This is a genomic window from Parasphingorhabdus sp. NYA22, from assembly GCF_976973735.1.
Genome location: NZ_OZ333477.1, coordinates 3,053,831 through 3,080,169, shown reverse-complemented (window position 1 = coordinate 3,080,169; position 26,339 = coordinate 3,053,831). Strand labels below are relative to the sequence as shown.

Annotated in this window: 26 protein-coding genes; 9 read left to right on the top strand and 17 right to left on the bottom strand. The window is 57.8% G+C overall.

Annotated features, from left to right (window positions below):
- Nucleotides 1-3: 3 nt before the first annotated feature.
- The 4 genes from ACWFTY_RS14655 to ACWFTY_RS14640 all read right to left on the bottom strand — a co-directional run bounded on the left by ACWFTY_RS14655 (nt 4) and on the right by ACWFTY_RS14640 (nt 4,545).
- Complete coding sequence (locus ACWFTY_RS14655) at nt 4-870, bottom strand: tetratricopeptide repeat protein (protein ID WP_447524919.1); 867 nt, start codon at nt 868-870, stop codon at nt 4-6.
- A 120-nt stretch (nt 871-990) separates the two neighbouring features.
- Nucleotides 991-1,827 (bottom strand): helix-turn-helix domain-containing protein, encoded by an 837-nt coding sequence (locus ACWFTY_RS14650; protein ID WP_447524918.1) that lies wholly within the window; start codon nt 1,825-1,827, stop codon nt 991-993.
- Between the two features lie 172 nt (nt 1,828-1,999).
- Nucleotides 2,000-4,282 carry a phosphoenolpyruvate--protein phosphotransferase gene (gene ptsP / locus ACWFTY_RS14645; protein WP_447524917.1) on the bottom strand — a complete coding sequence of 761 codons (2,283 nt, stop codon included), beginning with the start codon at nt 4,280-4,282 and terminating at the stop codon, nt 2,000-2,002.
- Between the two features lie 110 nt (nt 4,283-4,392).
- On the bottom strand, nt 4,393-4,545 hold the full coding sequence (locus tag ACWFTY_RS14640) for a YdcH family protein (RefSeq protein WP_100094071.1): 153 nt from the start codon (nt 4,543-4,545) through the stop codon (nt 4,393-4,395).
- Nucleotides 4,546-4,729: 184 nt separating this feature from the next.
- Here ACWFTY_RS14640 and ACWFTY_RS14635 point away from each other — a divergent pair, with 184 nt between their 5' ends.
- Together ACWFTY_RS14635 and ACWFTY_RS14630 are read left to right on the top strand one after the other, a co-directional pair.
- On the top strand, nt 4,730-4,927 hold the full coding sequence (locus ACWFTY_RS14635) for a YdcH family protein (protein ID WP_447524916.1): 198 nt from the start codon (nt 4,730-4,732) through the stop codon (nt 4,925-4,927).
- Between the two features lie 159 nt (nt 4,928-5,086).
- Nucleotides 5,087-5,542 carry a DUF1465 family protein gene (locus ACWFTY_RS14630; protein WP_447524915.1) on the top strand — a complete coding sequence of 152 codons (456 nt, stop codon included), beginning with the start codon at nt 5,087-5,089 and terminating at the stop codon, nt 5,540-5,542.
- Nucleotides 5,543-5,557: 15 nt separating this feature from the next.
- Here ACWFTY_RS14630 and ACWFTY_RS14625 read toward each other — a convergent pair whose 3' ends face one another.
- A complete protein-coding gene (locus tag ACWFTY_RS14625; RefSeq protein WP_447524914.1) occupies nt 5,558-6,658 on the bottom strand; it encodes an alkene reductase in 1,101 nt (366 codons plus the stop codon).
- Between the two features lie 130 nt (nt 6,659-6,788).
- Here ACWFTY_RS14625 and ACWFTY_RS14620 point away from each other — a divergent pair, with 130 nt between their 5' ends.
- From ACWFTY_RS14620 to ssb, 4 genes are all read left to right on the top strand, one after another.
- Nucleotides 6,789-7,454, top strand: coding sequence for a COQ9 family protein (locus ACWFTY_RS14620; RefSeq protein ID WP_447524913.1), 666 nt, complete (start codon nt 6,789-6,791; stop codon nt 7,452-7,454).
- A gap of 132 nt (nt 7,455-7,586) precedes the next feature.
- Nucleotides 7,587-7,856: a FeoA family protein gene (locus tag ACWFTY_RS14615; RefSeq protein ID WP_447524912.1), complete on the top strand. Its 270-nt coding sequence runs from the start codon at nt 7,587-7,589 to the stop codon at nt 7,854-7,856.
- Between the two features lie 3 nt (nt 7,857-7,859).
- Nucleotides 7,860-9,719, top strand: coding sequence for a ferrous iron transporter B (gene feoB / locus ACWFTY_RS14610; RefSeq protein WP_447524911.1), 1,860 nt, complete (start codon nt 7,860-7,862; stop codon nt 9,717-9,719).
- Between the two features lie 46 nt (nt 9,720-9,765).
- Complete coding sequence (gene ssb / locus ACWFTY_RS14605) at nt 9,766-10,296, top strand: single-stranded DNA-binding protein (protein WP_447524910.1); 531 nt, start codon at nt 9,766-9,768, stop codon at nt 10,294-10,296.
- A 51-nt stretch (nt 10,297-10,347) separates the two neighbouring features.
- Here ssb and ACWFTY_RS14600 read toward each other — a convergent pair whose 3' ends face one another.
- The 6 genes from ACWFTY_RS14600 to ACWFTY_RS14575 all read right to left on the bottom strand — a co-directional run bounded on the left by ACWFTY_RS14600 (nt 10,348) and on the right by ACWFTY_RS14575 (nt 16,492).
- Complete coding sequence (locus ACWFTY_RS14600) at nt 10,348-10,671, bottom strand: hypothetical protein (RefSeq protein ID WP_447524909.1); 324 nt, start codon at nt 10,669-10,671, stop codon at nt 10,348-10,350.
- Between the two features lie 205 nt (nt 10,672-10,876).
- Nucleotides 10,877-11,182 carry a hypothetical protein gene (locus ACWFTY_RS14595; RefSeq protein WP_447524908.1) on the bottom strand — a complete coding sequence of 102 codons (306 nt, stop codon included), beginning with the start codon at nt 11,180-11,182 and terminating at the stop codon, nt 10,877-10,879.
- A gap of 108 nt (nt 11,183-11,290) precedes the next feature.
- Nucleotides 11,291-12,370 (bottom strand): GTP cyclohydrolase II, encoded by a 1,080-nt coding sequence (gene ribA / locus ACWFTY_RS14590; protein ID WP_447524907.1) that lies wholly within the window; start codon nt 12,368-12,370, stop codon nt 11,291-11,293.
- Nucleotides 12,367-13,161: an exodeoxyribonuclease III gene (gene xth, locus ACWFTY_RS14585; protein ID WP_447524906.1), complete on the bottom strand. Its 795-nt coding sequence runs from the start codon at nt 13,159-13,161 to the stop codon at nt 12,367-12,369. The genes ribA and xth overlap by 4 nt, the downstream gene beginning before the upstream one ends.
- Before the next feature lie 290 nt (nt 13,162-13,451).
- A complete protein-coding gene (locus ACWFTY_RS14580; protein ID WP_447524905.1) occupies nt 13,452-14,081 on the bottom strand; it encodes a LolA family protein in 630 nt (209 codons plus the stop codon).
- Between the two features lie 95 nt (nt 14,082-14,176).
- Complete coding sequence (locus ACWFTY_RS14575; RefSeq protein WP_447526908.1) at nt 14,177-16,492, bottom strand: DNA translocase FtsK; 2,316 nt, start codon at nt 16,490-16,492, stop codon at nt 14,177-14,179.
- Nucleotides 16,493-16,664: 172 nt separating this feature from the next.
- Here ACWFTY_RS14575 and ACWFTY_RS14570 point away from each other — a divergent pair, with 172 nt between their 5' ends.
- Complete coding sequence (locus tag ACWFTY_RS14570; RefSeq protein ID WP_447524904.1) at nt 16,665-17,897, top strand: UbiH/UbiF/VisC/COQ6 family ubiquinone biosynthesis hydroxylase; 1,233 nt, start codon at nt 16,665-16,667, stop codon at nt 17,895-17,897.
- A 9-nt stretch (nt 17,898-17,906) separates the two neighbouring features.
- Here the strand turns inward: ACWFTY_RS14570 and ACWFTY_RS14565 are convergent, their stop codons facing one another.
- Both ACWFTY_RS14565 and ACWFTY_RS14560 read right to left on the bottom strand, forming a co-directional pair.
- Nucleotides 17,907-18,674 carry an SDR family NAD(P)-dependent oxidoreductase gene (locus tag ACWFTY_RS14565; protein WP_447524903.1) on the bottom strand — a complete coding sequence of 256 codons (768 nt, stop codon included), beginning with the start codon at nt 18,672-18,674 and terminating at the stop codon, nt 17,907-17,909.
- Between the two features lie 68 nt (nt 18,675-18,742).
- Nucleotides 18,743-19,423 (bottom strand): OmpA family protein, encoded by a 681-nt coding sequence (locus ACWFTY_RS14560; protein WP_447524902.1) that lies wholly within the window; start codon nt 19,421-19,423, stop codon nt 18,743-18,745.
- A gap of 154 nt (nt 19,424-19,577) precedes the next feature.
- Between ACWFTY_RS14560 and ACWFTY_RS14555 the strand changes: the two genes are divergently transcribed.
- Nucleotides 19,578-20,894 carry a hemolysin family protein gene (locus ACWFTY_RS14555; RefSeq protein ID WP_447524901.1) on the top strand — a complete coding sequence of 439 codons (1,317 nt, stop codon included), beginning with the start codon at nt 19,578-19,580 and terminating at the stop codon, nt 20,892-20,894.
- A gap of 42 nt (nt 20,895-20,936) precedes the next feature.
- Here the strand turns inward: ACWFTY_RS14555 and ACWFTY_RS14550 are convergent, their stop codons facing one another.
- Nucleotides 20,937-21,521 carry a hypothetical protein gene (locus ACWFTY_RS14550; protein ID WP_447524900.1) on the bottom strand — a complete coding sequence of 195 codons (585 nt, stop codon included), beginning with the start codon at nt 21,519-21,521 and terminating at the stop codon, nt 20,937-20,939.
- A 149-nt stretch (nt 21,522-21,670) separates the two neighbouring features.
- A complete protein-coding gene (locus ACWFTY_RS14545) occupies nt 21,671-22,432 on the bottom strand; it encodes an OmpA family protein (protein WP_447524899.1) in 762 nt (253 codons plus the stop codon).
- A gap of 399 nt (nt 22,433-22,831) precedes the next feature.
- Between ACWFTY_RS14545 and ACWFTY_RS14540 the strand changes: the two genes are divergently transcribed.
- On the top strand, nt 22,832-24,253 hold the full coding sequence (locus tag ACWFTY_RS14540; RefSeq protein ID WP_447524898.1) for a M20/M25/M40 family metallo-hydrolase: 1,422 nt from the start codon (nt 22,832-22,834) through the stop codon (nt 24,251-24,253).
- 6 nt (nt 24,254-24,259) lie between these two features.
- On the opposite strand, the gene ACWFTY_RS14535 is transcribed toward ACWFTY_RS14540, so the two are convergent.
- Nucleotides 24,260-24,961 (bottom strand): class I SAM-dependent methyltransferase, encoded by a 702-nt coding sequence (locus tag ACWFTY_RS14535; RefSeq protein WP_447524897.1) that lies wholly within the window; start codon nt 24,959-24,961, stop codon nt 24,260-24,262.
- Nucleotides 24,962-24,966: 5 nt separating this feature from the next.
- Nucleotides 24,967-26,193, bottom strand: a complete 1,227-nt coding sequence (locus ACWFTY_RS14530) for a DUF3419 family protein (protein WP_447524896.1) — start codon at nt 26,191-26,193, stop codon at nt 24,967-24,969.
- Between the last annotated feature and the right edge of the window lie 146 nt (nt 26,194-26,339).

Sequence of the window (26,339 nt, the reverse complement as noted above, 5' to 3'; positions counted from 1 at the left end):
GATCTATTTGCAGTTGGCGGCAGCCTTGCCCGATGTCACGCGATCGGCAAGCCGGCCACTGGCGACTTCGGGATAGACATCCTGCATTTCCGCCAACACCCGGCAGGCATCAGTTTTCTTGCCCAGTTGCACCAGCGCGGTGCTCAGGAAATAGAGGCTGTCCGGTGCACGTTCGCCGCGTGGTCTTTTCTGGTAATTTTCATAGAGAGCGACCGAAGCCAGCGCCGGCTTGCTATCGTCAAGATAGGCGCGGCCGAGCAGATTCTGGGCGAAGCTCGCGCGCCGATGGGTGGGATGATCTTCGACCATTTTCTTCAGCTGCGTTTGCGCTTCGGGATAGAATTTTGCGTCCCACAACCGATATCCGTAAATATAGGCGTCTTCGGCGGCATCGCCGGTTTCCGGCATGACGATTGCGGCAACGCCGACAACCCGCTTGGGATCAGGAGCAGCTTCCGCGGCCGGTTTAGGAGCCGCTTTTGGCGCAGATCCGGTAACACCGGCTGCCGGCAGGCTCGCTACTGGTGCAGCGGCTGCAGCCATCCGGTCCTCGATCTTTTTCAGCCGAAAGCCGTTTTCCTCAACCTGACCGGTCAGGTTGGCCAAGCTGCGCTCCAGCGTGTCTACCCGGGCGATCAGGTCGCTGACGGCCGAAGTCGTGACCGCTGCCGCAGGCGATGCCGGGCCATTTTCCGCCGTGATTTCGGGTTCGAAATAGCGGGTCGAACCGCCGGGAAACACCTTGCGCTGAACCGCACGCATTTCCTGCTCCAGCCGGTCCACGCGCTTGTCTACCTCTGCGTTCTGAGCCGCTACAGGTGTACTGACAAGCAAGCTGGTGAGCAGAATTGTGATACCGAATGTCTTCATCGAGGCCTCCGCTGATTTCTCGTATATTAACCATATACTACGCTGAAAAGTAAAGAATATTATGTCCCGAAACAGGCTTGTTCCGGCGGCTTGTCGCTATCGTGACGGCCCCTATGGTCCTTATTCAGACGACAAGTCGGCGGCGGGATTGCTGACTTCTTCCCGTGCCAGCAAAGCCTTCGCACTGACGCCGACATCCTTGATGGTCCGCTCAGCAGTTCCCAGTTGCGGGACAACCTGGCCGTCGATGGTGACGGTCAGAGCAGCGGGACGCCCGGTTAGAATCTGCGGGTCGTTGGCATCAGCCGGTACCGTGAAAGTCTCTCCGGCGGCCATTTCATTTTCGAAAAGGCGCTCGCCTTCCGCATCATAGATTTTCATCCAGACCGGTTCGGTCGCGGTCAGCACCACGGTTCCCTGGCTTGACAGTACCGGACCAATATCCGCGACATTCTGGTCACTGGCACCTGCCGACGCGGTTTCGGTCGGTGTTGCGGTTTCGCTTTCCGCAATTTGCTCCAGATCACCGGGATTGAGGATCAACGTGCGCCAGACCAGATAGCCGATCAGCACCAAGGCCCCTATGCCGGCGGCTGTCCATGCCAGATAGCGGGGTGGAATGCTGGACGGGTTGGCCGGCGCATAGCCGCTGACTTCGGGCTGGTAAGCCGCGTGACCCTGTTCATCCATTTCCGCGCGCAACTGGCTGCCGATGGAGGCGTCGACCAGGCCGACGGTTCGGGCGTAGGATTTGGCGAAGCCGATCGCATATGTTCGTCCGGGCAAAGCGTCGAAATCGCCGCTTTCGATCGATTCCAGATGGCGTTGCGGAATCCGGGTTTTTTTGGCGATGTCTTCGAGCGAGAGACTTTTCTGCTCCCGCGCGCGACGTAATAATTCACCGGTGCTGTGCAGATGCAGCTCGGCATTTTCTTCATCATTGGTTTCTTCGGCCACAAAAAACTCCCTTGGCCGGATCATTTTGCGACCCTTTTCGCACTTCCCGGATATTCGACGAAAAAAGCCAGTTTGAGCAGCAAAAGTCAATGACTATCATGCTTTAGACACTGGATTTTCACATTTTTGGCCACTCGACAGAAAAATTGCCGGCAGATCGTGGCAAAACTGATCAGTCGAGATCAACATTGCGCTGATTGGCCCATTGTTCGAGACGCAATCTCGGTTCGGCTGGCGCCTCCTTCAAAATCGCTTCGATTTCCAACGTGGCCTGACCGAGATCGAGCGACCGGACCATCGCCTTGATCGGGCCAACCGAAGCAGGGGTGATCGACAGATTGCGAATGCCCAGCCCCAGTAGCGCCAGAGCGTCAAGCGGGCGGCCACCCATTTCTCCGCAAATACCGAGCGGAATATCAAACCGCGCGGCATTGTCGGAGGCGCGGCGCAAGAATCTGAGAATGGCCGGGCTCATCCAGTCAAATCGTTCGGCGAGTTTGGGATTGCTCCGGTCCGCGGCAAACAGAAACTGGGTAAGATCATTGGTCCCGATCGACAGAAAGTCGAGCCGGTCCGCCATCAGGTCGAGACACTCGGCCAGAGCAGGGACCTCTAGCATGGCACCGTAGCGAATTTGCGTTGGCAGTCGCTTCTTCTGGTTTTTCAGATAGGTTCGCTGATTTTCGAATACCGCCTTGGCTTCATCAAATTCCCACGGTTCTGCGACCATCGGGAACATGACATTCAGTTTCCGTCCCGCTGCCGCTTCGATCAGGGCACGAGCCTGGACCTTCATCAGCGCGTCCCGCTCAAGGCCGATGCGGATCGCCCGCCAGCCCATTGCCGGATTGTCTTCCTTGATCTCGCTGGCCTGGAAATAGGGGAGAGGCTTGTCCCCGCCAATGTCGACCGTGCGGAATATGACCGGTTTTTCACCGGCAGCTTCCAGAACATCGCGGTAGAAACGGGTCTGGCCGGCTCTACCGGGCATGGTTGCGGCGACGAGAAATTGAAATTCGGTCCGGAACAATCCGATGCCGTCTGCCCCGGTGAGATTGAGCAATGCCAGATCATCCCGCAAGCCGGCATTGATATTGACGGTGATCCGGACGCCATCCTTGGTTACGGCTTCCTTGTCGCGTAATTCGGAATAGGCGGCGCGCTTTTTCTGGCTGAGTTCCAGCTGCGCTTCAAACGCCTCCTCCATCGAGGGGCTGGGGCGAACAAAAACGGTCTTGTCGTCGACATTGAGCAAAAGAGGGTCGTCTTCGCGGACGACTTGCCGGATATTCTTGACCTGGCCGAGTATCGGGATGCCCATCGCGCGCGCGATGATCGTGACATGGGCGGTCAGCGAGCCTTCCTCGAGAATGACACCCTTCAGCTTGCGCCGGTCATATTCCAGCAGTTCTGCCGGCCCAAGGTTGCGGGCAATCAGGATCGTGTCCTGCCGCAAGCCCATTTTTGCAGCGGTGCCCATCTGTCCGGAAACCGTACGCAGCAGCCGGTTGGCGAGATCTTCCAGATCGTGCATGCGTTCGGCCAGCAGCGGATCGTCAATTTGCCGCATCCGCATCCTTGTATGCTGCTGCACCCGTTCAATCGCCGCTTCGGCGGTCAGGCCGCTGTCGATGGCTTCGTTGATGCGCCGGCTCCAGCCTTCGTCATAAGCGAACATCTTGTAAGTCTCGAGCACTTCTTCATGCTCGCCGCCAACACCGAATTCTGCCTGACTGGTCATCAGATCGATCTGGTCGCGCATCTTGTCGAACGCCGAATAGACCCGGTGCCGTTCCGCCTCGGTATCTTCGGCAACGGTATGTTCGATTTTAACCCGCGGCTGGTGAAAAACCGCATGGCCGCGGGCCTTGCCCTTGACCAGTTGCAGCCCGCTCAGCCGATTGGCGCCAACGTCGATCGTTACCGTTTCTTCGGCGAAATTGTCGTCGACCAGTTCGGCGCTGATGATCAGTTCGGACAAGACCATTGCCGCCGTTTGAAAGGCCTCGATCTCGACTTCCGAATAGCGGCGCGGTTCGACATGCTGGGCACATAATACGCCGATTGATTGCTGGTTGCGGATGATCGGCACCCCGGCAAAGCTATGGAATTTTTCTTCACCGGTTTCCGGCCGGTACTGGAAATCGGGATGGCTCGCCGCCTCGTCGAGGTTCAGCGTCTCGACATTTTTGGCGATATAGCCGGTCAGGCCTTCGCCCATCGCGAGCTTTGTGACGTGAACCGCCTCTGCATTGAGTCCGCGGGTCGCGAACAGTTCCAGCAGGCCATCGCGGCGCAGATAGATCGAGCAGACTTCGCTGCTCACCGCGTCTGCGATGGTTTCAACGACTTGGTTCAGCTTCGCCTGGGCGTTGCCACGCGACGCCATTATCGACCGGAGGCCGGTAAGGATATTGCGGGCTGTCTTGGTACTGGAGGGATCAGATGCGGGCATGATCTTTGCCTAGCAGAAACGCCAGATGAGTGCGATGTAGAAAACGACGCTTCGGGCCAGGCGGACTTATATTTTGTCCGTCTGGCCCGATCAGCGTCGCCGAATCCCGGTTAATCCAGCAGTTCTTCTTTCAGACGGAGCTTTTCTTTCTTGAGACTATGAATTCGAATCGTGTCGGGAAGCGGGCGGGTTTCCTCTTCGTTGATCTTGCGTTCCAGCGCTTCATGTTTTTTGCGCAATGCTGACATGTGATCCTGAATCATTAAAGTCTCCTCAAAAAATGTTGTTTTTGAAAATGAAAGACGGTGGAAGCTTCCTTTCTGATTGTATCGGCCATGGCCTCCGGCTTCATGATTTAAATGTCTTGGTTTCGACTTGAACCATGAATAGGATCAGGATTGCAAAATAGCTGCACTGACGCAAGGGGGAGATTGATCCGGAATGGGGATGAGCGATGAAGAGTTGCAAATGCGGCTCGAAATGCTGAAAATCGAGCATCGCGATCTCGACGAAGCGATTGCCGCGCTGGTTGAATCGGGCAATGCGGATCAGCTCCGGACGGCGCGACTCAAGAAAAGAAAATTGCAATTGCGCGATCGTATCATCGTGATCGAGAACCAGCTGATTCCCGACATCATTGCCTGAGGTCGTGGCTGTCAGCGGAATTCCTGTCCGTTAACCAAAACTGTCCACCAGTTAACCCCGCAATCTCCCGCGTGTCAGTTTGAAACAGACGCCTTACAGGGGCGCCTGATATTTAAAATTAACTGTCAACGAGCATCTATAAATTGCTACGAAGCAAATATGCAGGACCGTGAATCCCTTTTGACGCCGAGACTGATGGATGCGCTATATACCGAGGCAATGCTTCTGGCGGACGAGTCACGATCCTATTTTGAATCGGGGCGTTTCCATGAAGAATGCGACCCGGACAATCTTCTTGCCGTTTCTTTTTCCTGTGAATCGTTAAAGGTCACCACAAGACTGATGCATTGCATCGCCTGGCTTCTGAACCAGAAAGCCCTGCAAAGTGGCGAATTGTCCGAAGGCGAAGCATGGAACCGTGATCGCTCGCTTGGTCAGGCACCCGTTACCGATCACTCGTTGGTAAATCGCTTTCCGGCAGAAGCGCGCCAGATTATAATGGCCAGCGAGGAATTGTTCCAGCGCCTGCAGCGCCTCTCGGCCCGCATGGACCGGGAAATGGAAGCGGAGTCAGCGGTCCAGGATATGTTCCGCCGACTCCAGAGCAGCTTTTAACCGAACGCGGTTCGTTCAGGCCGTCGCGCCTTCCTTCTGCTTCATAGTCGGATAATCGATATATCCCTCGGGACCCTGACTATACCAGGTCGGCGTAAAGTCGATCGGGTTGAGCTCAGCGCCGGTGCGGAAGCGTTCCGGCAAGTCGGGATTGGTCATGAAGGTCCGGCCAAAGCTGATCGCGTCGGCCTTGTTTTCGGCCAGCGCCTCGGTCGCATTATCATAAAAATAGTCGCTGTTGAGCACTAGCGGTCCTTTGAACACCGGCCGGATTTGCGGACTGACCGGTGGCACATCGGTATTGCCATAAGTACCATGGGCAGGCGGCTCGCGCAGCTCGAGAAAGGCAATGCCGATCTTGTCGAGCAGTTTGGCCGCTGCGGTGAAGGTTTCGATCGGCGTTGCGTCATCGGCGCCCTGCGAATCGCCATTGGGCGACAGGCGAACGGCGACCCGGTCGCTGCCCCAGACATCTACCAGCCGCTGGGTCACTTCGCCGAGCAGACGGATACGGTTTTCAACCGGTCCGCCATATTCGTCGGTCCGTAAGTTGGTGCCGGAGCGGATGAACTGGTCGATCAGATAACCGTTCGCGGCGTGCAGCTGGACGCCGTCAAAGCCCGCTTTTTTAGCGTTTTCCGCGGCATTTTGATAATCATCGAGAAGAGCCGGAATTTCGGAAATTTCCAGCGGCCGCGCTTCTGTATAATCCTTCTTGCCCTGATAGGTACGGACACTGCCCGGAGCGGTTGTCGCGGAAGCGGACACCGGCTTCTCGCCATCGAGGAAGTCGGGATGGACGATGCGGCCCATATGCCAGAGCTGGCAGATGATCTTGCCGCCGGCTTTGTGCACGCGATCGATAACCGGTTTCCACGCTTCGGTCTGCGCTTCATTCCAGATACCCGGCGCGAAAGGCGTGCCGAGGCCCTGCTGGCTGATGCCGGTGGCTTCGGAAATGATCAGGCCGGCACCGGAGCGCTGTGTATAATATTCACCCATGATCGGAGTCGGGACAAATTCCATGGTCGAACGACAGCGGGTAAGCGGGGCCATGAACATACGGTTCTGGGCCTCGATGGCGCCAACGGTGATCGGATCGAACAATGTGGTCAAGATGGAATTCCCTGAAACAAGAGGCGTGAATTGTTAACCAGACAGTTAAGAGACCGCACATCCGAATGCAATGGTTTGAAACGAAGCAATTTCTGTTTATATTGATAGCTCTGATTTCAAAGGAACTCCCATGTCCGTATCGCTCCCCGAAGATCCGACCCTGGACGAGGTGCGTGCCTTTCTCGCGCCCGCACTGGCAGCGCAGGCGGCATTCGACGGCTGGAACGAGAAAGCTGTGCTCGCCGCTGCGGACCTCGCAGGCGTCGATGCCGATCTTGCCAGACTCGCCTTCAACGAAGGCCCGGTCGACATGATCGACGCCTGGTTTCAGGCGGTGGACGAGAAAATGGCGGCGAAATATAGCGCCGATGACCTCGCCGTGATGAAAATACGCGAGCGGATCAAGGCACTGGTCGAAGCCCGTCTGGAAGCGCTGGAGGCGGATCGTGAAGGACTGCGGCGCGCATTGGCGATACTGGCTGCACCGCCGAATTTGCGCAGAGCCGCGAAAATGGGCTGGCGCGCAGCGGACAAGATGTGGCGGCTCGCCGGTGATACCGCGACCGACTATAATCATTATACCAAGCGCACCCTGTTGTCGGGCGTTTACGGTAGTACGATCAGCGTATTCCTCGATGATCAAAGCGAAGGCTATGCGGAAACCAGAGCGTTTCTGGATCGGCGGATCGAAAATGTCATGCAGTTCGAGAAGGCCAAGGCCAAGGTCACCGGCCGGGGCGGCGACCGGTTCAGCATGGCCCGCTTTGTCGGGCGGTTGCGTTATCGGGGAACCTGAGCAACAGATGCTGCTTTGCCGCTGATGCAAATCATAATGTGCCGCGGTTCGATACAAATTCGCACAAAAAGACTCGCCAAGCGTAATCAATATTGATAATCAGTCGCAATTAGAAAGGCCTTGTTGCGATATATGCAGACTCCCACGACCCTTGACCAGTTGTCACTCAGGCAAAATGCTGAAATCGTTTCAGTCGACTGGGCAGCCATTTCCGAAACCGAGGGTCGCCGTCTGCGCGCACTTGGCATCGATGAAGGAGTCTCGGTCGAGAAATTGCATAAGGGGATGTTCGGTCTGAACGATCCGATAGCGCTACAAGTCGGACGGATGATGATAGCCATCCGCAAATCCCATGCGCAGGCGATATCGGTCCAGCCGGTAGCCATAACGTTAGCGGCCTGATCAATGACTGAAGCTGCTCCCCTCATTGTCCTTGCGGGCAACCCCAATTCCGGCAAAAGCGCCCTGTTCAACGCACTGACCGGTGCCCGGCAGAAGATTGCCAATTATCCCGGCGTCACGGTCGAACGCAAATCCGGACATTTTGCCTTTGCCGATGGACGACCTGCCGAACTGGTCGATTTGCCCGGCAGCTATAGTCTCGATCCGACCAGTCCCGACGAAGAAGTGACGCGCGGCGTCATCATGGGATTGCAGAAGGGCGAGCGTCGGCCCGACATGATCGTCCTGGTGCTCGACGCCGCCAATCTCGACAATCATTTGCGCTTCGCACTCGAGGTCATCGCGCTCGGCCATCCGGTCGTGGTCGCGCTGAACATGATGGATCTGGCGGAGCGGGACGGGCTGACCCTCGACCCGGCGAAGCTCGAAAATGCTCTCGGCGTTCCGGTGGTTCCGACCGTCGCGGTACGCCGGCGCGGGCTGGAAGAATTATCTGCTGCTGTGGAAAACCGTCTCAAGCTCAAGCAGGACAGTGTTGGACCGATTGTCGCACAGGAACGCGATCACGGTTTGCGGCAACAGGCGAAGCTGATTGCCAATCAGGTGATTGTTTCCGAAACCGCCGGCCGACGCTGGTCAGAGCGGGCCGACAATTTGTTTCTCCATCCCTTTTTAGGGCCGTTGATTCTGCTCTCGGTGCTGTTCATCATGTTCCAGGCGGTATTCGCCTGGTCAGAGGCACCGATTGGCTGGATTGAAAGCGCCAGCGAATGGGTCGCTGCAGCCGTCGAATCGAATATGGCGTCTGGCTTCATACGCGATTTCATTATCGAGGGGGCCATCGCAGGGGTCGGTTCGGTTGTGGTGTTCCTGCCGCAGATCCTGATCCTGTTTCTGTTCATCCTCCTGCTCGAGGCGAGCGGTTATATGACCCGCGCCGCCTTCATCATGGACCGGCTGATGGCAAGCGTCGGTCTGTCGGGCCGGAGCTTTATACCGCTGCTGTCCTCGTTTGCCTGCGCCATTCCCGGCATCATGGCGACACGTAGCATTTCCGACCCGAGGGATCGTTTGACCACCATATTGGTGGCACCATTGATGACCTGCGCGGCGCGGCTTCCGGTTTACGCGATCATCATCGGCGCATTCATTCCGCCGACCACCGTCGGCCCCGGCATCGGGCTGCAGGGTCTGGTATTGTTCGGCCTCTATGTTTTCGGGATCGTCGGCGCGATGGTCGTCGCGCTGGTGCTCCGGTCGACGGTGACCAAGGGGCCGAATAGCGGCTTCCTGATGGAAATGCCGAAATATCAGCTGCCAAGCCTGCGCGACATATTGATCGGACTATGGCAGCGGGCCTGGATTTTCCTGCGCCGCGCCGGTACGATCATCTTCGCCGCCACCGTTGTATTGTGGCTTTTGCTCACTTTCCCGAAAGTGCCCGAAGACAGCGGGATGAGCCAGGTCGACTATAGCGTCGCGGGGCGGATTGCCAATGTCATCGCGCCCGTCGTCAAGCCGATCGGCTTCAACCGCGATATCGCGCTCGCCCTGATCCCGGCCATGGCCGCACGGGAAGTCGCGGTAGCAGCGCTGGCCACAACCTATGCGATTGATGCGGCGGACGAGGAAGCGGAAGCAAAATCGCTGACCGAGCGCCTGCAAAGCCGCTGGTCGCTGCCGACCGCTTTGGCCTTTCTCGCCTGGTTTGTCTTTGCCCCGCAATGTATCTCGACCATTGCTGTGACCAAGCGCGAAACCAACGGCTGGAAATGGCCGATGTTCATGCTCGTCTATCTTTTTGCGCTCGCCTACGTCGCGGCCGGTATTACATATTGGAGTGCCGTCGCCCTCGGTCTATAGAGTCCTCAAGAATCGATAATCACGTTATATATTTGGGGAATTTGAAATGGCCGGCGGCATCAACAAAGTCATCATCGTAGGCAATCTGGGCAAGGATCCGGAAGTGCGTACCTTCGCCAATGGCGGTAAAGTCTGCAATTTCAGCGTCGCGACATCGGAAAGCTGGAAAGACAAGCAGACCGGCGAACGCAAGGAAAAGACCGAGTGGCACAATATCTCGATCTATAACGAAGGCCTTGCCGGCGTTGCCGAAAGATATCTGCGCAAGGGCAGCAAGGTCTATCTCGAAGGCAAATTACAGACCCGCAAATGGCAGGACCAGTCCGGCAATGACCGCTATTCGACCGATGTCGTTTTACAGGGCTTTGACGCGAAAATGGAAATGCTCGACAGCAAGCCAGGCGGCGGCGGTCAGGGTGGCGGCTCCAACGATGGCTGGGGTGGCGGCCAAGGTGGCGGCGCACCTTCCGGCGGCGGTGGCGGCAACGACAGCTGGGGCCAGACCGGCGGCGGCTCGGGCGGCGGTCAGGGTGGCGGCGCGTTTGACAGCGATCTGGATGACGACGTTCCGTTCTAGTCAGCAACGGATGGCGAAAACATTGTAAGGCTCTATCGATAAGCCCCAAGCCTACGGCTTTGGCATTGGGCCTTCAGGCCGATATTTGTCCATCACGCTATCGAGCTTCTCGTTGGTGATGGAAGGATTTTCGGCCTGCAGGCACGGCAACAAAATAGCCTTATTTGCATGTTGCTGTGCAACCGACGGGTCATGACTGGCCTCCGGAGAAACTCCGGAGAAACAGTCGATGAAGACTTGTTCGGGAATGCCGAGATCGGCGGCGACCAGATCGGTTGGTCGTTCATGTATCGGTGGTGGCGGAGCAGGTTTGGCCTGGCTGGCTGAGACAGGTGCCAGTGAAATCACCAGAGTTGCCAAAATGATACGACGCATAAACTTACTCCTTTGCGAGAGCGGACATGATGCTGCGCTTATCGGCGTGGCGTCAATTTGATAAGTGTATCAATATGTAGCCAGAGGCTGACGGCGGCGGCCATGGTGCCTCGACATCACTATTATGGCGCGTTTCCAGACTGGCCGCTTTTACGTTCCATCCAATCAGTTCGAATGACTGAAACTGAGTGGGAAACTGCCGCTACTATTGGAGCTGTTCGCAGGTGCCATGTCCTGTGACCGCTGCGGTTTCACGCATGTGCGTTGTGACATAGCCGCCATCCACTTTTGATCCGTCGGAGCAATTCACTTCAATTCCCCCCTCTAACTTTGGAATGCCCACAAAAAGCCCGAAAGGCATCTGAGCTAGGATTTGCTTTTGATTTGCGTTGGTCAATCGGACTTGGACGGCCATCCCCGTTTCATCATGAACAATGACAAATCCTGAATACTCAAGATATATCGCCACTGCAGCAATCAGAAGAACGACAGTCACTGCAAGTTCTATCATCCGCACCTTATGTCAATGTAGCCGAATGTCTGCAAGTGGGGCCGTTGCCGACAGGCAGCTAATAAATATCCAATCCCTCGTCTGCGCATCACAGCAGACATTGGAATATCACAATTTATGCCCGGTCCGGTCGCGCTTGGTATCGAGATAAAATTCATTGTGCGGGTTGGCGGCGATCTTGACCGGCAGGCGTTCTTCGACCGCCACGCCGCATGCTTCCAAACCTTCCACTTTTTCCGGATTGTTGGTCATCAATTTGACCTTGGGCACGTTGAGCAATTCCAGCATCCGGGCCGCGATCGAGAAATCCCGCGCATCGATGGCAAAGCCCAGCCGCTGGTTGGCGTCGACCGTGTCAAAACCCTGATCCTGCAGCGCATAAGCACGCAGCTTGTTGATCAGGCCGATCCCCCGGCCTTCTTGGCGCAAATAGAGGAGAACGCCCCAGGTTGCCTCGCCCATCTGGTGCAGCGCGGCGTGGAGTTGTGGGCCGCAGTCGCATTTCAGGCTGCCGAGGACATCGCCGGTCAGGCATTCGCTGTGCAGGCGCACGACCGGCGTGCTGCTGTCGCGCTTGCCGATGACCAGTGCGATATGGTCGGTAGCATCGGCATCGCTTCGAAAGCCGTATATATGCGCGTCGCTATTCGCCGCAACCGGAAGGCGGGCATGGGCGCTGATCGTGAGGTTGGCAGAATCGGCATAGGCGGCAGCATCCTTCGCCTCGACAATATCTTCCGCGCTATCAACGATCAGAAACGCGGGCAGCAGGCCACCATGCCGCGCCAGTTCCATCGCTGCGGTGGCGGCGGGCGCATTGGTCAGCGTCTCGCTGCGAAACGGGCCCTTCATCGGATATTCCATGTCGAGTACCGGATCGACGATCGCGATAATCTCGGCCGCAGTGACGGGCGCGGGCAGGCTGATCTGGATCGGCAGGTTCGGATCGGCGGCGGCAAACTGGTTGAGCAGTTTCAGCGTCGCTGCACGGCTGGCGGAGATGATCAGCGATATCGTTCCGGAAGAGGGCAGGGCCGCCTCCAGATTGCCGGTCTCTACCGGTAACAGGTTCAGCCGCGTGCCATCCGCCTCCAGGCCAATCGGCCATCCGCGTCGGAGCGCATCTATCGCGCGGGCCGCCCGGCGGGCAGCAGCCTTGTCGGCCCCGTCGAGAGGCGATGTGTTCAAAATTCGAATTCCGTGATCAGCGGCGCGTGATCCGATGGCTTGCCCCAGCTGCGCGCGTCTTCGAGCACGGAATGGCTGACCGCCTTGTCTTCCAGTTCGGGACTGACCCAGACATGATCAAGCCGCCGGCCCTTGTCCGATGCGCGCCAGTCCTTGGCGCGGTAGCTCCACCAGGTGAAGAGACGCTCGGGATCGGGGATCAGCTTGCGGCCGACATCGACCCAGCCATGGGCATCGCGCATCGCGTAAAGATGGTCGATCTCGATCTGGGTATGGCTGACGACTTTCAGCAACGCCTTGTGGCTCCAGACATCGGAAGCCAGTGGCGCGACATTGAAGTCGCCCATCAGAATCGTAGGTTCTTTGAGATTGGCCGACCATTCGGTCATCCGGCCAAAGAAATCGAGCTTCTGGCCAAATTTCGGATTGATCTCGCGGTCGGCAACTTCGCCTCCGGCCGGAATATAGACATTTTCGATGCGGACGCCGTTTTGCAGCACCGCTCCGACATGGCGGGCTTCGCCATTATCCTGCCAGTCGAACCGTTCATCCTTGTGCAACGGAACGCGGCTGATGATCGCGACACCGTGATGCATCGGCTGACCGTTCAGGATCATATGATTATAGCCGAGACGCCGGAACATCCCTTCGGGAAATTGTTCGTTGCGCACTTTGGTTTCCTGCAGGCACAGAACATCGGGCGCTTCCTCGGTCAGAAAACGCTCGACGATGTCGAGGCGGGCACGGATGCTGTTAATATTCCAGCTGACGATTTTCAGACTATCACTCATGCCGAGCCTGATAGCCACGCTCGCACAGAAACCCAAGCCCAAAGGCGACTGGGCGGCCCGGTAATTTTGCTGGACTGGAAAAGGAAAACCCCCACCTCCGGGGGCATTAAGGAGGTGGGGGCAAACTCGCGTTCGTCACGCATGGGATGAGTTGAGGGTTGTTTCGTCAGGTAACAGGGGGAAAACCTGACTGTCTCTTCTCATCCTGTATTTGGTTATAGTCTCGTGTTTCTGTCGGGAATATGAACGAAAGAAAGATCATTTTCTGCTGATCGGTAGTCCGTCTCGGTTCACCGCTTGGTCCGGCTTTTCCGACGCGGATCGTCCCAGTTAAAGCTGCTGTTCGAGACAGCAACGCCAAATTTTTGGTTCGACAGGCGGATCGATGTGCGATTATTTTTCGAATCGAGTGACACCCAGCCATCCAGGCTCAATCCGCCGGGCGCGCCTGGCTTCTTCGTGAAAACCATTGTGATTACGCCATATTCCGGACGTTTGGGATCGTGGACCTCGACGCTCAGAACGGCGGGATTGCGAGTCGGAACGATTTTGCCATATTTTGACAGGTCGCGTTCCGGATTGAGCAGCGCCGCGAGCGGGCTGTTGCTGATCGGCCAGCGTTGCACCTGATTCACCTCATAGTCGATCAGCGTCAGCGCTTTCCCGTCCCCGACGATCAGCAAATTGGCGTCTTTCTGATATTGAAAGCGAATCTTGCCGGGTTGCTTCAATATGAGCTTCCCGGTGAGCAACTGGCCGCCGCGATCGGTCTGGCTGAAATTTGCGGTCATCGTGGTCATGGCGCGCAGATGGGCCTGAACTTTGGACAGATCGTCGGCACGGGTTTGCTGGGCAGTGGCGGGCAGGCTTGCTGTCAGGGCCAAAGGCGCAGCGATCAAGGCGAAACCATATTTCAACATTACGAAAACTCCAGATAATCCAGATATCCGCCTAGCCAGTGGCGATTGAACAATGGCTTAATCACTTCGTCAGGAAAAGGAACAGATTCAGAAGGCTAGAGCGGCTCGCCGTGCTGGTCGCGCAGCACTTCGCGGCGCCCGATATGGTTGGGCGGGCTGATCATTTCATCCTCTTCCATCCGGTCGATAATCCGCGCCGCGGTATTATAGCCGATCCGCAATTGCCGCTGCAGCCAACTGGTCGATACTTTCTGGCTCTCGAAGACAATCTGGCAGGCCTGCGTATATTGCCGGTCTTCCTTGCTGTCGCTCAGATCGGCACCATCGAGGGCAAAACTGCCGTCTTCGGGTTCTTCGGTCACTGCCTGGATATAATCGGGTGTGCCCTGCGAGCGCCAGTGATCGGCAACGCGCCGCACTTCGTCATCGGAGACAAACGGCCCATGCACGCGGGTCAATTGCTTGCCGCCGGGCATGTACAGCATATCGCCCTTGCCGAGCAGCTGTTCCGCGCCCTGCTCGCCCAAAATAGTGCGCGAATCGATTTTCGAGGTGACGTGGAAGCTGATCCGGGTCGGCAGGTTGGCCTTGATCACGCCGGTGATAACGTCGACCGAGGGACGCTGGGTCGCCATGATCAGATGGATACCGGCCGCACGCGCCTTTTGCGCCAGCCGCTGGATCAGGAATTCGACTTCCTTGCCCGCGGTCATCATCAGATCGGCAAGCTCGTCGACGATGATCACGATCTGCGGCAACACTTCAAAGTCCAGTTGCTCTTCCTCGTAGATCGGGCGTGATGTTTCCGGGTCATAGCCGGTCTGGACGCGCCGGCCGAGCGGCTGTCCCTTGGCCTTGGCGCCCTTTACCTTCTCGTTATAATTGGCGAGATTTCGCACCGAGATCGACGACATCATCCGGTAGCGTTCTTCCATCTGCTCGACCGCCCATTTCAGCGCGCGGATCGCCTTTGCCGGCTCGGTCACAACCGGTGACAACAGATGCGGAATATCGTCATAGGTGCTGAGTTCGAGCATCTTCGGATCGATCATGATCATTTTGCACTCGTCCGGTGTCAGCCGGTAGAGCAGCGACAGGATCATGCAGTTCAGGCCAACCGATTTACCCGAACCGGTGGTGCCGGCGACAAGCAGGTGCGGCATCGGCGCCAGATCGGCGATGACCGGATCGCCGGAGATGTTCTTGCCCAAAATGATCGGCAGCTTGCCGGTCTGCTCGGCGAAACTGTCGCTGCCGACCATCTCGTGCAGCACGACCATTTCGCGATTGGCATTGGGAAGCTCGATGCCCATGACCGTGCGTCCGGGAATGGCGGCGACGCGCGCCGACAGCGCCGACATATTGCGGGCGATATCTTCGGCCAGCTGGATGACGCGGCTTGCCTTGATGCCGGGTGCCGGTTCCAGCTCGTACATCGTAACCACCGGACCAGGCCGGACCGCGTTGATCGTTCCTTTGACGTGAAAATCGTCGAGCACCGATTCCAGCAGCCGTGCGTTGCGCTCCAGTCCGGCCTTGTCGATCACATTGGCATTCTGCTCGGGTGCAGGGGTCAGCAGGTCGAGCGACGGCAGCACATAGGGCCCGAAGAAATCGCCTTGCTTGCCTTTGCTGACGCCGGCCTTTTTCGGCGGCAATGCGCGCTCGCTGATCTCCGGCGGTGGCCGGTTGTCGGGTTTGACTTCTTTGCGCGGCGCGGGCTCCTTCTTGGCCTTCGGCTTGACAGTGCCCGAACGATCCGGCTCGATCACCAGGCCTTCGTCTTTCTCGGCAAACGGACTTTTTATGGTCGGGATTTTGAAAGATGTTCCGGAAAATAAAGGTTTGTCCAGCCGCAGACTGAAATAGCCGAGGACGAGGCCACCGGTCAGGGTGAGGGCGATCAACAGGCCGGAGACCAGACCGCTCCAGCTGGCAGAAATAGCGTTGAGGCCGGCGCTGGTGCCGTTGGCGATCAGCATGCCGGCGAGGCCGCCAAGGCCCGAAGGCAATTCCATTTCCGGTTCGGGGAACCACAAGGCGAGGGCGGTGCCGACCAGCAATGTTGCGACCAGGCACCAAAGCAGTTGCTGCTTCCAGCCGGGTTGCGGAATGTCTCGCCACAGCCGGTTGGCGAGCACGAGAAGCAGCGGCAGAAAGAGCAGGACCGGCAGTCCGATCAGCAACAAGAGCAGATCGGACAGATAGGAGCCGAAAACGCCCATCCAGTTATGTTCGACGCTAGCCGCGGATGTGTTGAAGGCCGGATCGCTGGGCGAATAGCTGACCAGCGCCAAAAACAGGAATATGGTCGCCAGAAAAATCGCGATGGCTCCGATCAGGGCACCACTGCGCAACAGGCTGAGGCGCATGATTTCGCGCCAGTTCGCTTCTTTGGCTTTTTCCGCCATCATATACTCCCGTGCGTCACCCCAGCCGAAGGCGCGCGTTAACTAACTGCTCCTTTGCGCGAATCGGGGACTCTCCGTCAAGTTTCTTGGCTTTATTTTACCGGATTTGCCTTTCTTTCCCGACCATCGATGCCTAACTATATCCCATATTTGGGCTCGGAAAGGCGTCTTCATGGCAATTGATTCTCGGCAAAGCGATGTCATCATATTGGGTGCGGGTATGATCGGTCTGACCCAGGCGCTAACGCTGGCCGCCCATGGACTGCGCGTGGCGATCATCGACCGGGCTGATCCCGCCGACTTGCTGAACCCGCAGAATGACGCCCGGGTCTCGGCGATCAACAGCGCCAGCTGGAACATGTTCGATGCGATCGGACTGGCCGACAAGCTGCGACCGCATGGCTGTGATATTGCAAAAATCCTGGTCAATGACGGGCTCAAGCCCGGCACTCTCGACTTTGTTCCGGCTGAGGACGAAGGCCCGATGGGGATCATGGTCGAAAATGCCGTGCTTCGCCGGCTGCTGTTCGAGGCGGTCCAGTCCCATGACGGCATATCACTGCATCTGTCGACACAGGTAGCATCCTGCGAACGCGGAGAGCATCTTGTCGATATCATGCTCGATAACGGCGAGCATCTCTCCGCTCCGCTGCTGATCGCCGCCGATGGTCGTGGCAGCCGGATGCGCGAGGAAGCCGGGATCATCATGGCGCACTGGCAATATGATCACAGCGCCATCGTCTGCAAAATTGCGCACGAAAAGCCGCATGGCAACACTGCCTACGAGCTGTTTTTTCCATCCGGCCCCTTTGCAATTCTGCCGATGCTGGACGATGCCGACGGCAAACACCGCTCGGCGGTGGTGTGGACGGTCTCGAGAAAAGACGGGCCCGCTTATGCCAAGATCAACAAGCGCGCCTTCATCGCCGAGATGATGAAAAAGACCGGCGGTTTTCTCGGCGAGCTCGAACTGCTCACGGATCGCCAGACTTATCCTCTCGGCTTCCACCACAGTTCCCATCTGACCGCCAATCGCCTTGTGCTGATCGGGGATGCCGGTCATGGCATCCATCCGATCGCGGGGCAGGGGCTCAACCTAGGCTTGCGCGACGTTGCCGCGCTGACCGAATGTCTCGTCGAAGGCGCGCGGACCGGTCTCGATCTGGGCGATTCCCAAATACTCGGGCGCTATGACCGCTGGCGCAGTCTCGACAATATGATGGTGTCGGCTGCCACCGACTTGCTGACACGGCTGTTCGGCCTGCCGGGGGAAACATCCTCGAAGATCCGCCGCATGGGCATTGGTCTGGTCCAGCGAATTCCGCCGCTCAAGGCGCAGTTCATGGCAGAGGCCAAAGGCGAGACTGGCGACCTGCCAAAATTGCTCAAGGGCGAACTGGTCTAGGCCCGTGCTCTAGCGCGAACCCTGACCGTCATCGATCTTGATAACGGTTCCGGTTACGGCATCTGACGAGGGCGACACCAGAAATAGCAAGGTGCTGTCCATCTGCTCCGGCTGAGCTACACGTTTGCGCGGGAAATGGACCGAAAAATCGCCTGCGCGCTCTATCATGCCATCGGCCATGTCGGTGGCGAACAGGCCCGGCGCAATGCCATTCACATTGATATGGAATTTTGACCATTCCACCGCCAGGGTTTCGGTGATGCGAACGACGCCGGCCTTGGTCGTCGAATAGAGGGCGGCCCCGCCGCCGCTGTAGCTAGTGGCTGCGATAGACGCGACATTGACGATCCGCCCGGGCGTTTTTTGGGCCATCAGCGGACGGGCAAACTCGTTCGACAAGATGAACACGCTACGAAGATTTGTATCCAGAACATCGTCGATCAGGTCGATCGACATCCGGGTGGCATGTTCGGCATCGACGATCCCTGCGTTGTTGACGAGGATGTCGGGCTGACCAAGAGATTCCGTGACGGCTGGAATGATCGCCTGAAGTTGCGTCGCGTCGCGCACGTCGAGGGCAAAGGCTTTGGCCGTGCCACCATCGGCGGTGATCTCGTTGACGAGATCGTCCAGTTTGTCCTTGCGGCGTGCCGTACAGGCGACTTTTGCTCCGCAGGCGGCCAGCACTTTGGCGAATCGGCGACCCAGACCGGCCGATGCGCCGGTTACAATGGCGGTATGCCCGCTAAGGTCGATGGAGAAATTGACTGTGGTCATGAAAAAGGCATCCTCTGCAAATTTTTGCGGAGGATGCCCGTGATCATGCGATAAGCGCAAGCGCTAATTTAGTTGTTAAGATCATCCTGTTCGATCGGAACGATCTTGATTTCGACCCGGCGGTTGGCTGCCCGGCCCTGTTCGGTGCTGTTGGTCGCAACCGGCTGGCTTTCACCATAGCCTCTTGTCGCCAGACGTGCGCGTTGGACGCCGCTATTGGCGAGGAAATTGGCAACCGCTTCGGCACGTCGTTCGGACAGAGCCTGGTTATAGGCATCGCTGCCGGTGCTGTCGGTATGGCCGAGAACATCGACGTAGCTTTTCTCATATTGCGACAGCGTGTTGGCAACATTGCCCAATGTGGTCTGGAATGCCGGACTGATGGCGCTGCTATCGACGGCAAATGTGACGCTCGACGGCATGTTGAGGATCAGATTGTCGCCCTCGCGGGTGACATCGATACCGGTACCGGCAGTTTGCTGACGCAGTTTCTTTTCCTGCTCGTCCATATAATAGCCGACACCTGCACCAGCGAGACCACCGAGGCCTGCGCCGACGATCTTGGCGGTACGATCATTCTTGCCGCCCAGCACGTCGCCGAGCAGATAGCCGCCAACTACGCCGCCTATGCCGCCAATGGCTGCTTTCGAAATGGTCCGGTTGCCGGTTTCGGGATTGGTTACACAGCCGCTGGTCAGTGCCAAGGCGCCAAGCGAAACCGCTGAAATTATTGATTTGTTCATCCGCATTTTCTTTTCCCTAATTGTTTTTTTGTCTCGTCAGCACTACGCCCCGCCGACCAGAAGGTTCCGTTTAACGCACGATAAATGAACGGCGACTGACAGCAAACTTGAGATTTTGTAAAACTTGCTGCTAAAGGGCTTATGGCATTTCGCCCTTTCAATGGACTTTATGACACCCTTTCCCTGGTTTGACGTTGCGATCATAATTGTGCTGGTGCTGATCAATGGCGTATTTGCCATGTCAGAGCTGGCAATTGTCTCTGCGCGCAAGGCGCAGTTGCACGGACTGGCGGACCGGGGGAGCAAGCGCGCCAAGGCGGCTCTCCGCCTTGCCAGTGACCCTGGGAAATTTCTCTCCACCGTGCAAATCGGGATCACGCTGATCGGTATTATTGCCGGCGCCTATTCCGGAGCGAGCCTGGGCGGCCCGGTAGCCGAGCGGCTGCAGGTGCTGGGCATGGGTCAGGAGCTGTCGGGCACCGTCGGCTTTGTTCTGGTGATCGGCCTGACCACCTATGCCTCGCTGGTGATTGGAGAGCTGGTGCCAAAGCAGATCGCTCTGCGGTCAGCCGAACGGATCGCCCTGATCATGGCCCAGCCGATGGAATTGCTGGCCCGCATTTCCGCACCGCTGGTCTGGCTACTCGATAATAGCAGCGCCATGATTTTCCGCCTGATGCGGATCAAGCGAGAACAGGTGAATCATGTAACTGCGGAAGAATTGCAGATGGTCTTCGCCGATGCGACGCGGTCCGGCGTTATCGAGGAGCATGAACGCGCCGTAATGGCCGGGGTCGTGCGCCTGGCTGACCGCCCCATTCGCGAGGTTATGACGCCCCGCACCGAGATTGACTGGCTCGACATCGATGCGAAGCGCGAGGATATTCACAAGTTGCTGATGGAATCACAGCACAGCCGTTTCCCCGTCGCCGAACATTCGGTCGATGAAATCCGCGGGGTGGTTCAGGCCCGTGATATCGTTGCCGCGCAGCTCGGTGGTGAGAAGCTGGATTTGCGCAAGCTGATGCGCCCGCTGGAAAAGGTTCCGGACCAGCTCGACGCGCTCGATGTGCTGGAAATATTGCGGGAAACCGAAGTCCCGATGATCCTGGTGCACGACGAATACGGGCATTTTGAAGGGATCGTCACACCCAATGACCTGCTCAGTTCCATTGCCGGCGAATTTGTCTCCGATCAGGACGAGAAAACCCAGCGCAGCCTGATCGAACGGGCCGATGGCAGCTATCTGGTTTCCGGCGCGATGGCGATTGACGCACTGGCCGAACGGCTGGGGATCAGGCTGTCAGAAGACCGCGACTATGCGACGGTTGCCGGCCATGCGCTGGCGCAACTGCGCCATCTGCCGGAAGAAGGCGAAAGCTTTGAAGATCAGGACTGGGTCTTCGAAATTGTCGACATGGATGGCCGCAAGATCGATAAGCTGATCGTCCGAGCGAGCAATCCCGAACTGGACTGATCAGAACCCGGAATGATCAGGACCCGACCCTAACGACCGATCCTAGAGCTTGCCGTATTTCTTCTCGAAACCGACAATATCGTCCTTGGCGAGAAATTTGGCCTGGTCGATCCACGCGTCTCTTGTGATCCGTCCGCTGAACGTACCGAGATATTGATCGACCTCGTTGATTTCCGCTTCTTTCCAGTCGGCGATCTGGTCGAACCGGGTCACGCCAAGGCTGATCAGCAATGTGTTCAGCTTCGGACCCACGCCCTTGATGAGACGCAGATTGTCGGGCTCTCCGACCGCCGGAGCAATTTTGGGCGCGCCTTCCGTTGCGGCTGCTGCCGTCGTCGGCGCTTCAGCCTGGGGTTCGGGAGCAGGGGCAACAGGCACCACGACCGCCTTGGGCGGTGGCGGCGCTGCTGTTTCCGGTACAGCTGCCGCAGCAGGAGCCGGTTCGGGCTTGGCTTCTGCCGGTTGCATCGGTTCACCGGCTTTTTCCAGCAGCCCGTCATCGGCATTGAAACTGTCGACGGAGGATGCTTCGCGGCCGGTTGCAGCCCAGACCCAGAAAGCCGTGACCACACCGATAAGCAGTGCAACCAGGTATAACAGCCAATTGGCGGTAATCAGCGTAATCATCTTCTCAAAACCCCGTTTTGAATATTGTTCCTAGCCGGTCTCGGCTAATATTCTTCTGTGTTCCGGCCCCAGATAAACCAGCCGATAGCGAGGCCAATCGCAAAAGTAACCAGCAGGAGCAACAGATTTTCAAGTAAAAGTGGCATCGATCAACCCTCCTGTTGCGCTTTGGCATCATTTTGCGACGAGCCGTCTCCAGCCCCGATCCGGAATTCGATCCGGCGATTCTGCGCATCGGCCGCCGCTCCCGAACCTTCTGCGCGAGGCCGGGTCGAGCCATAGCCTTTGGCGCTGATCAGAGCTTCCGCAATGCCGCGTTCGACGAGACCAGTCTTGATCCGGTCGGCCCGTTCTTGTGACATATCCCGGTTGACGTCCTTATTGCCATTGTCGTCGGTATGGCCTTCGACCGCTATCGACAGCCCGTCACAGGTCTGCAAAGCGGCGGCAATCTGGTCGAGAACTTTCTTGGTGTCGAGCGACACATAAGCGCTGCCGGAGCGGAAGCTGATATTGTTGGCTGCCATGATTTTGTCGACATCGCTTTGGCATTTGGCGATCTTGTCCTGACCGGCAGTGGCTGGGACTCCTGTGCCGGGCGCGCCGTCCTCGGCTGCGGCGATCACATGCTGGCCTTTCCAGCTTGCACTGGAGACGCCGGGGATCGCCATGACCACGGTCAGGGCTTCCTGCTTTTCTTCGTCGTCCGCTTCGCCGTCCAGAACAGCAACGCGGGACAGCGGATCACGAGCGAAGCTGACGCTGGCACTTTCCAGTCCGCGCGCGTCCAGTTCGGTCTGCGCTTTTTGCTCCAGGCCGGTGATGAAATTATCGCCGGTTACGGCATGGCCGACCAGCGCCAGGATCACGGTCGCCGCTGCACCGGTCAATATCTTGCTTCCGATTTCCATTCGTTAACCTCAGTCCTTTTTCCTGCCCGATTGCAACTTCTGGCAATGATTGCTCAAAATGGCGGATATCGCCGCCCGAGTCCAGTTGGTAGCCGCAATGCCCGAAGCCATCGCGGCTGAAACTGTCCCTCTATGAAACACAAGGTTAAGAGAAATGGTTAATTTCTTCCACTTTCCCACGGCAGTACGACCTGACGAGAAGCCGCAATCGCTTAACTTGCTCGGCCCTTCCGCCGGGCGGATAAATCTTGCCCCGGGATGTTCCGCGAAAATTTGGCGAAGATTGCCTGTCCCGGCCGACTCCACGGAAAGAACGGAAAGATTTACATTCCTTGTCGAGCGGATAGAATATGATTTTTGGGGGAATAGATAATGGCTACGAATCAGCTTCAGGAAAGAATGCAAAAATTGTCCGGCCGGACGGCCCTCCTGCTGGCGGCGGGAATATTTTCTGCCCAGCCTGTCCTCGCGCAAGACGCCGCCGCGCTTACACCGCACCAGCAGTTGGCGCGCGACATTTACCGAGATGTGATTGCTTTCCGGACGGCGCGCGGTCAGGAACAGGTTCCGGCGATGGTTTCCTATCTCGTCGAACGCTTCAAGAAGGCGGGATTCAGCGACGCTGACATCCGCGTCACCGATTATGACAGCGATGGCGAAAAAACCCAGGGGCTGATGATCACCTACCGCGCAAAAGCGGGCGGCACCGAGAAACCGATTGTTCTGCTGGGTCATATGGACGTGGTCGACGCGCTGGAGAAGGACTGGGTACGGCCGCCGTTTACGCTTACCGAAGAGGACGGCTATTTCTTTGGCCGTGCCACGATGGACAATAAATATGGCATCACCAATCTGACCTCGACTTTCCTCCGGCTCAAGGCAGAGGGCTGGCAACCGTCGCGGGATCTGGTTCTGGTCTTTTCCGGCGACGAGGAAACCGGCATGATCTCGACCGAGGCGCAGGCGAAATATGTGGCGGAAAATATCGATCCGGCCTTCGTTTTGAACAGCGATGCCGGCGGTGTTGCGCTGGCGGAAGACGGAACGCCGGTCGCGTTTCAGGTGCAGTCTGCGGAGAAGACCTACGCCACCTACGAGCTGACCGTGAATAATCCCGGTGGTCATTCATCCCGCCCGCGCGCCGACAATGCGATCTACGAACTGGCAGCGGCGCTTGAGAAAATTGCCGCCTATAAATTCCCGGTGCAGGCAACGGACCTGACCAGAAGCTATTTCGCCACTGCGGGCAAATTGACGCCCGGCGAGCTGGGGCAGGCGATGTTGCGTTTCGCGGCAGACCCGTCGGACGCTTCGGCGATTGCGACCTTGCAAGCCGATCCGGAGTCCGTCGGTACGCTGGGGACGACCTGTGTCGCCACGATGTTGCAGGCTGGTCATGCAGAAAATGCCCTGCCGCAATCCGCTACGGCCACGGTCAATTGCCGGATATTCCCGGGAACAGGCGCGGCGGCCACAGAGGCCAGGCTGAAAGAGATCGTCGGCAATGACGATGTCATGTTCAAGCTGATAACCGATGTGACCGAAAGTCCTGAATCAAAGCTGCGCGCGGACGTCAAGGCAGCGGTGCGCTACAGTCTCGACAAGAGATATCCGGGCCTGACCATCCTGCCTTATATGGAATCGGGCGGCACCGACGGCATGCATTATCGCGGCCTCGGTTACGACACGGTGGCGATTTCCGCTGCCGCGATGAAAGCCTCCGACATGTTCGCTCATGGCTTGAATGAACGCTTGCCGGTTGCGTCTTTCTATGGCGGATTAGATCACTGGTATTGGATATTGAAGAAGCTGGCGGAATGACGAAGGTTACGCTTCGCCAGAGGAGGACGGTTCATTTGCGGGAAGCCTGACCACAAATCGCCAGCTATAACCGCGATATTGCGGGATAAACTCGCTGCGGGTGCCGGTTTCGCAGTCTATCTCGTCCAGAAAGCGTCGCAGATATTTGCGCGGCTCGACGTGAAACAGCGCCAGCCATTGCTGCAATATCCAGCGAAAGGGAGGCGGCAGCTTCTCCGACTGGCCGAAATCGACGATATGCAATTCCCCGCCCGGCTCGAGGAGCGTCACAGCCTGGCGGATCGCGCCCTGCCAGTCGGGGATCATCGACAGGCAGAAGGACAGGAATATCCGGTCGAATGTCCGGACCGTTGCCGGCATTGCCAGCGCCGGATTTTCGGCATCGCCCTGAAACAGCGTGATCCGCTCCGCCATTCCGCTCTGCACCAGATTTTTGCGTGCTGCTTTCAGCATTTCCGAGCTGATATCAAAGCCGTAAAATTCTGCATCCGGCCACATCCTCGCCGCCTGGACCAGATTGCGCGCGGTACCGCAGCCGATTTCCAGCACCCGACCCCCCGCCGGCGGCTGCAGCGCCTCGATCAACTGGTCCCGGCCGAGAAGATAATATTTGCGGGTCAGGTCATAGATGCCACTCTGGCTGCGATAGACCCGATCCATCAGGTCGGCGTGGCGGTCGCTGGCCCGCTTGCGCAAAATATCGTCCATCAGGCTCATCTCAGCCGGTATAAATGCATCGCACCATAGATGGCCGAGCGGTCCTTGCGGGTCAGCGCCTGCGAGAGCTCGACATCATAATCCCATGCTGCGAGCAGTTCGTCGGCAACCCGGCCTGGCAGCAAAGTCTCTTCTGCCGCAGTGCGGAACAACACCCGAGCGCCTGGCTTGGCGGTCCGGTCAATCTCGCTCCACAGCCGGTTGAGCTGCTGGTCGGTCATCCAGTCCTGCGCGTCGAGCAGGATATAGCGATCCATCGAACCGGCATCCTGGCTGGCAAGAAATGCGATGAAATTCTGATGTCTTATATCGAGCTTTTTGCTGCGCTCGCCAAGCCATGCAAAACTGTCTTGCTCCAGATAGGGCGGCACCGATCCGGGTTCGGCGCTCTGATAGGCGCGGCCAAAGGCCTGTTGCGCGAAATAATTGTCGGCCAGCGGAAAATCGCAGGCCAGCTTGCGGGTCCGCTCGCAGAGCACATCGGCCATATGCTGATCGCCGGCAAGCGCCCGATATTGCGCTGGCGGGATGCCGAGGCCGAACAAAGCCATCGGGTTGGAGCACAGGAAGCGCATCAGCTTTTTCTGGAACAGCGGCCCGATATGCCGCTCGAACAATTCGATCTGTTCGTCGCGAGTCCGCGCCGCCATCATCAGTGATGGCTGCGCCCCTCCGAGCCGTCCGACGAAATGCACCAGGCCGATGAAATTACCTAGCAGACCCTTGCGATAGAAGCCCTTGGCAAAGCCCTTGATCCGGCGCTGACCGAAATGATCGCGGCCATCCCAATATTTACGACTGGCCGCGTCAAGATGCGGCCGCAGCCGGTCGCGATAGACTGCGAGATTGTCCTTGTGATTGGCATGCCCGAAAAAGCGGAAGAAATCCTCGTGGCTGTCCAGACTCTGTGCCGCCACCGATTTCAACCGGTTGAGCGCGATATGGGCGGCGTTGAGATCGACCGCGGTGATCTTCGCCGGATTGGCGCGCAGATAGGAGAGGGCATTGCAGCCGCCGCTGGCGATGGTGACGATATGATGGTCCGGCTGGATATCCAGCGCCTCCATATCGGCTATCGGGTCTTCCCAGATTTGCGGATAGACCAGCCCGCGAAAGGCCAGCGAGAAAGCCCGCTCGAGCAATCCCGACTTGCTGGCGCGATTCTGCAGGATCGCATCGTTCAATATGGTGGACTGTTTAATCGAACCCGCTTGTACGCTCATGGAGCCTCCCCGATAGTCTGGATCATCGCGGGGAATTTAGGCCGGTGCGGTGACGTAGGCGTGACCGGGGTGTGACAGGTTTGAGACGGCGACGCCCGCTATGGAATTCACATAATTCCACCGAAACGCTAATCTAGGTTATTGAA

Excerpts from the sequence above, each read along its gene's own strand:
- ACWFTY_RS14600 (WP_447524909.1), bottom strand. The coding sequence starts at position 10,671 with ATGCGTCGTATCATTTTGGCAACTCTGGTGATTTCACTGGCACCTGTC.
- ACWFTY_RS14550 (WP_447524900.1), bottom strand. The coding sequence starts at position 21,521 with ATGATTACGCTGATTACCGCCAATTGGCTGTTATACCTGGTTGCACTG.
- ACWFTY_RS14535 (WP_447524897.1), bottom strand. The coding sequence starts at position 24,961 with ATGGACGATATTTTGCGCAAGCGGGCCAGCGACCGCCACGCCGACCTG.
- ACWFTY_RS14530 (WP_447524896.1), bottom strand. The coding sequence starts at position 26,193 with ATGAGCGTACAAGCGGGTTCGATTAAACAGTCCACCATATTGAACGAT.
- ACWFTY_RS14635 (WP_447524916.1), top strand. The coding sequence starts at position 4,730 with ATGAGCGATGAAGAGTTGCAAATGCGGCTCGAAATGCTGAAAATCGAG.
- ptsP (WP_447524917.1), bottom strand. The coding sequence starts at position 4,282 with ATGCCCGCATCTGATCCCTCCAGTACCAAGACAGCCCGCAATATCCTT.
- feoB (WP_447524911.1), top strand. The coding sequence starts at position 7,860 with ATGACTGAAGCTGCTCCCCTCATTGTCCTTGCGGGCAACCCCAATTCC.
- ACWFTY_RS14540 (WP_447524898.1), top strand. The coding sequence starts at position 22,832 with ATGCAAAAATTGTCCGGCCGGACGGCCCTCCTGCTGGCGGCGGGAATA.
- ACWFTY_RS14580 (WP_447524905.1), bottom strand. The coding sequence starts at position 14,081 with ATGTTGAAATATGGTTTCGCCTTGATCGCTGCGCCTTTGGCCCTGACA.
- ACWFTY_RS14615 (WP_447524912.1), top strand. The coding sequence starts at position 7,587 with ATGCAGACTCCCACGACCCTTGACCAGTTGTCACTCAGGCAAAATGCT.
- ACWFTY_RS14620 (WP_447524913.1), top strand. The coding sequence starts at position 6,789 with ATGTCCGTATCGCTCCCCGAAGATCCGACCCTGGACGAGGTGCGTGCC.
- ACWFTY_RS14555 (WP_447524901.1), top strand. The coding sequence starts at position 19,578 with ATGGACTTTATGACACCCTTTCCCTGGTTTGACGTTGCGATCATAATT.
- ACWFTY_RS14560 (WP_447524902.1), bottom strand. The coding sequence starts at position 19,423 with ATGCGGATGAACAAATCAATAATTTCAGCGGTTTCGCTTGGCGCCTTG.
- ACWFTY_RS14655 (WP_447524919.1), bottom strand. The coding sequence starts at position 870 with ATGAAGACATTCGGTATCACAATTCTGCTCACCAGCTTGCTTGTCAGT.
- ACWFTY_RS14630 (WP_447524915.1), top strand. The coding sequence starts at position 5,087 with ATGCAGGACCGTGAATCCCTTTTGACGCCGAGACTGATGGATGCGCTA.
- ACWFTY_RS14565 (WP_447524903.1), bottom strand. The coding sequence starts at position 18,674 with ATGACCACAGTCAATTTCTCCATCGACCTTAGCGGGCATACCGCCATT.
- ACWFTY_RS14545 (WP_447524899.1), bottom strand. The coding sequence starts at position 22,432 with ATGGAAATCGGAAGCAAGATATTGACCGGTGCAGCGGCGACCGTGATC.
- ACWFTY_RS14570 (WP_447524904.1), top strand. The coding sequence starts at position 16,665 with ATGGCAATTGATTCTCGGCAAAGCGATGTCATCATATTGGGTGCGGGT.
- xth (WP_447524906.1), bottom strand. The coding sequence starts at position 13,161 with ATGAGTGATAGTCTGAAAATCGTCAGCTGGAATATTAACAGCATCCGT.
- ACWFTY_RS14575 (WP_447526908.1), bottom strand. The coding sequence starts at position 16,492 with ATGGCGGAAAAAGCCAAAGAAGCGAACTGGCGCGAAATCATGCGCCTC.
- ACWFTY_RS14595 (WP_447524908.1), bottom strand. The coding sequence starts at position 11,182 with ATGATAGAACTTGCAGTGACTGTCGTTCTTCTGATTGCTGCAGTGGCG.
- ssb (WP_447524910.1), top strand. The coding sequence starts at position 9,766 with ATGGCCGGCGGCATCAACAAAGTCATCATCGTAGGCAATCTGGGCAAG.
- ACWFTY_RS14640 (WP_100094071.1), bottom strand. The coding sequence starts at position 4,545 with ATGATTCAGGATCACATGTCAGCATTGCGCAAAAAACATGAAGCGCTG.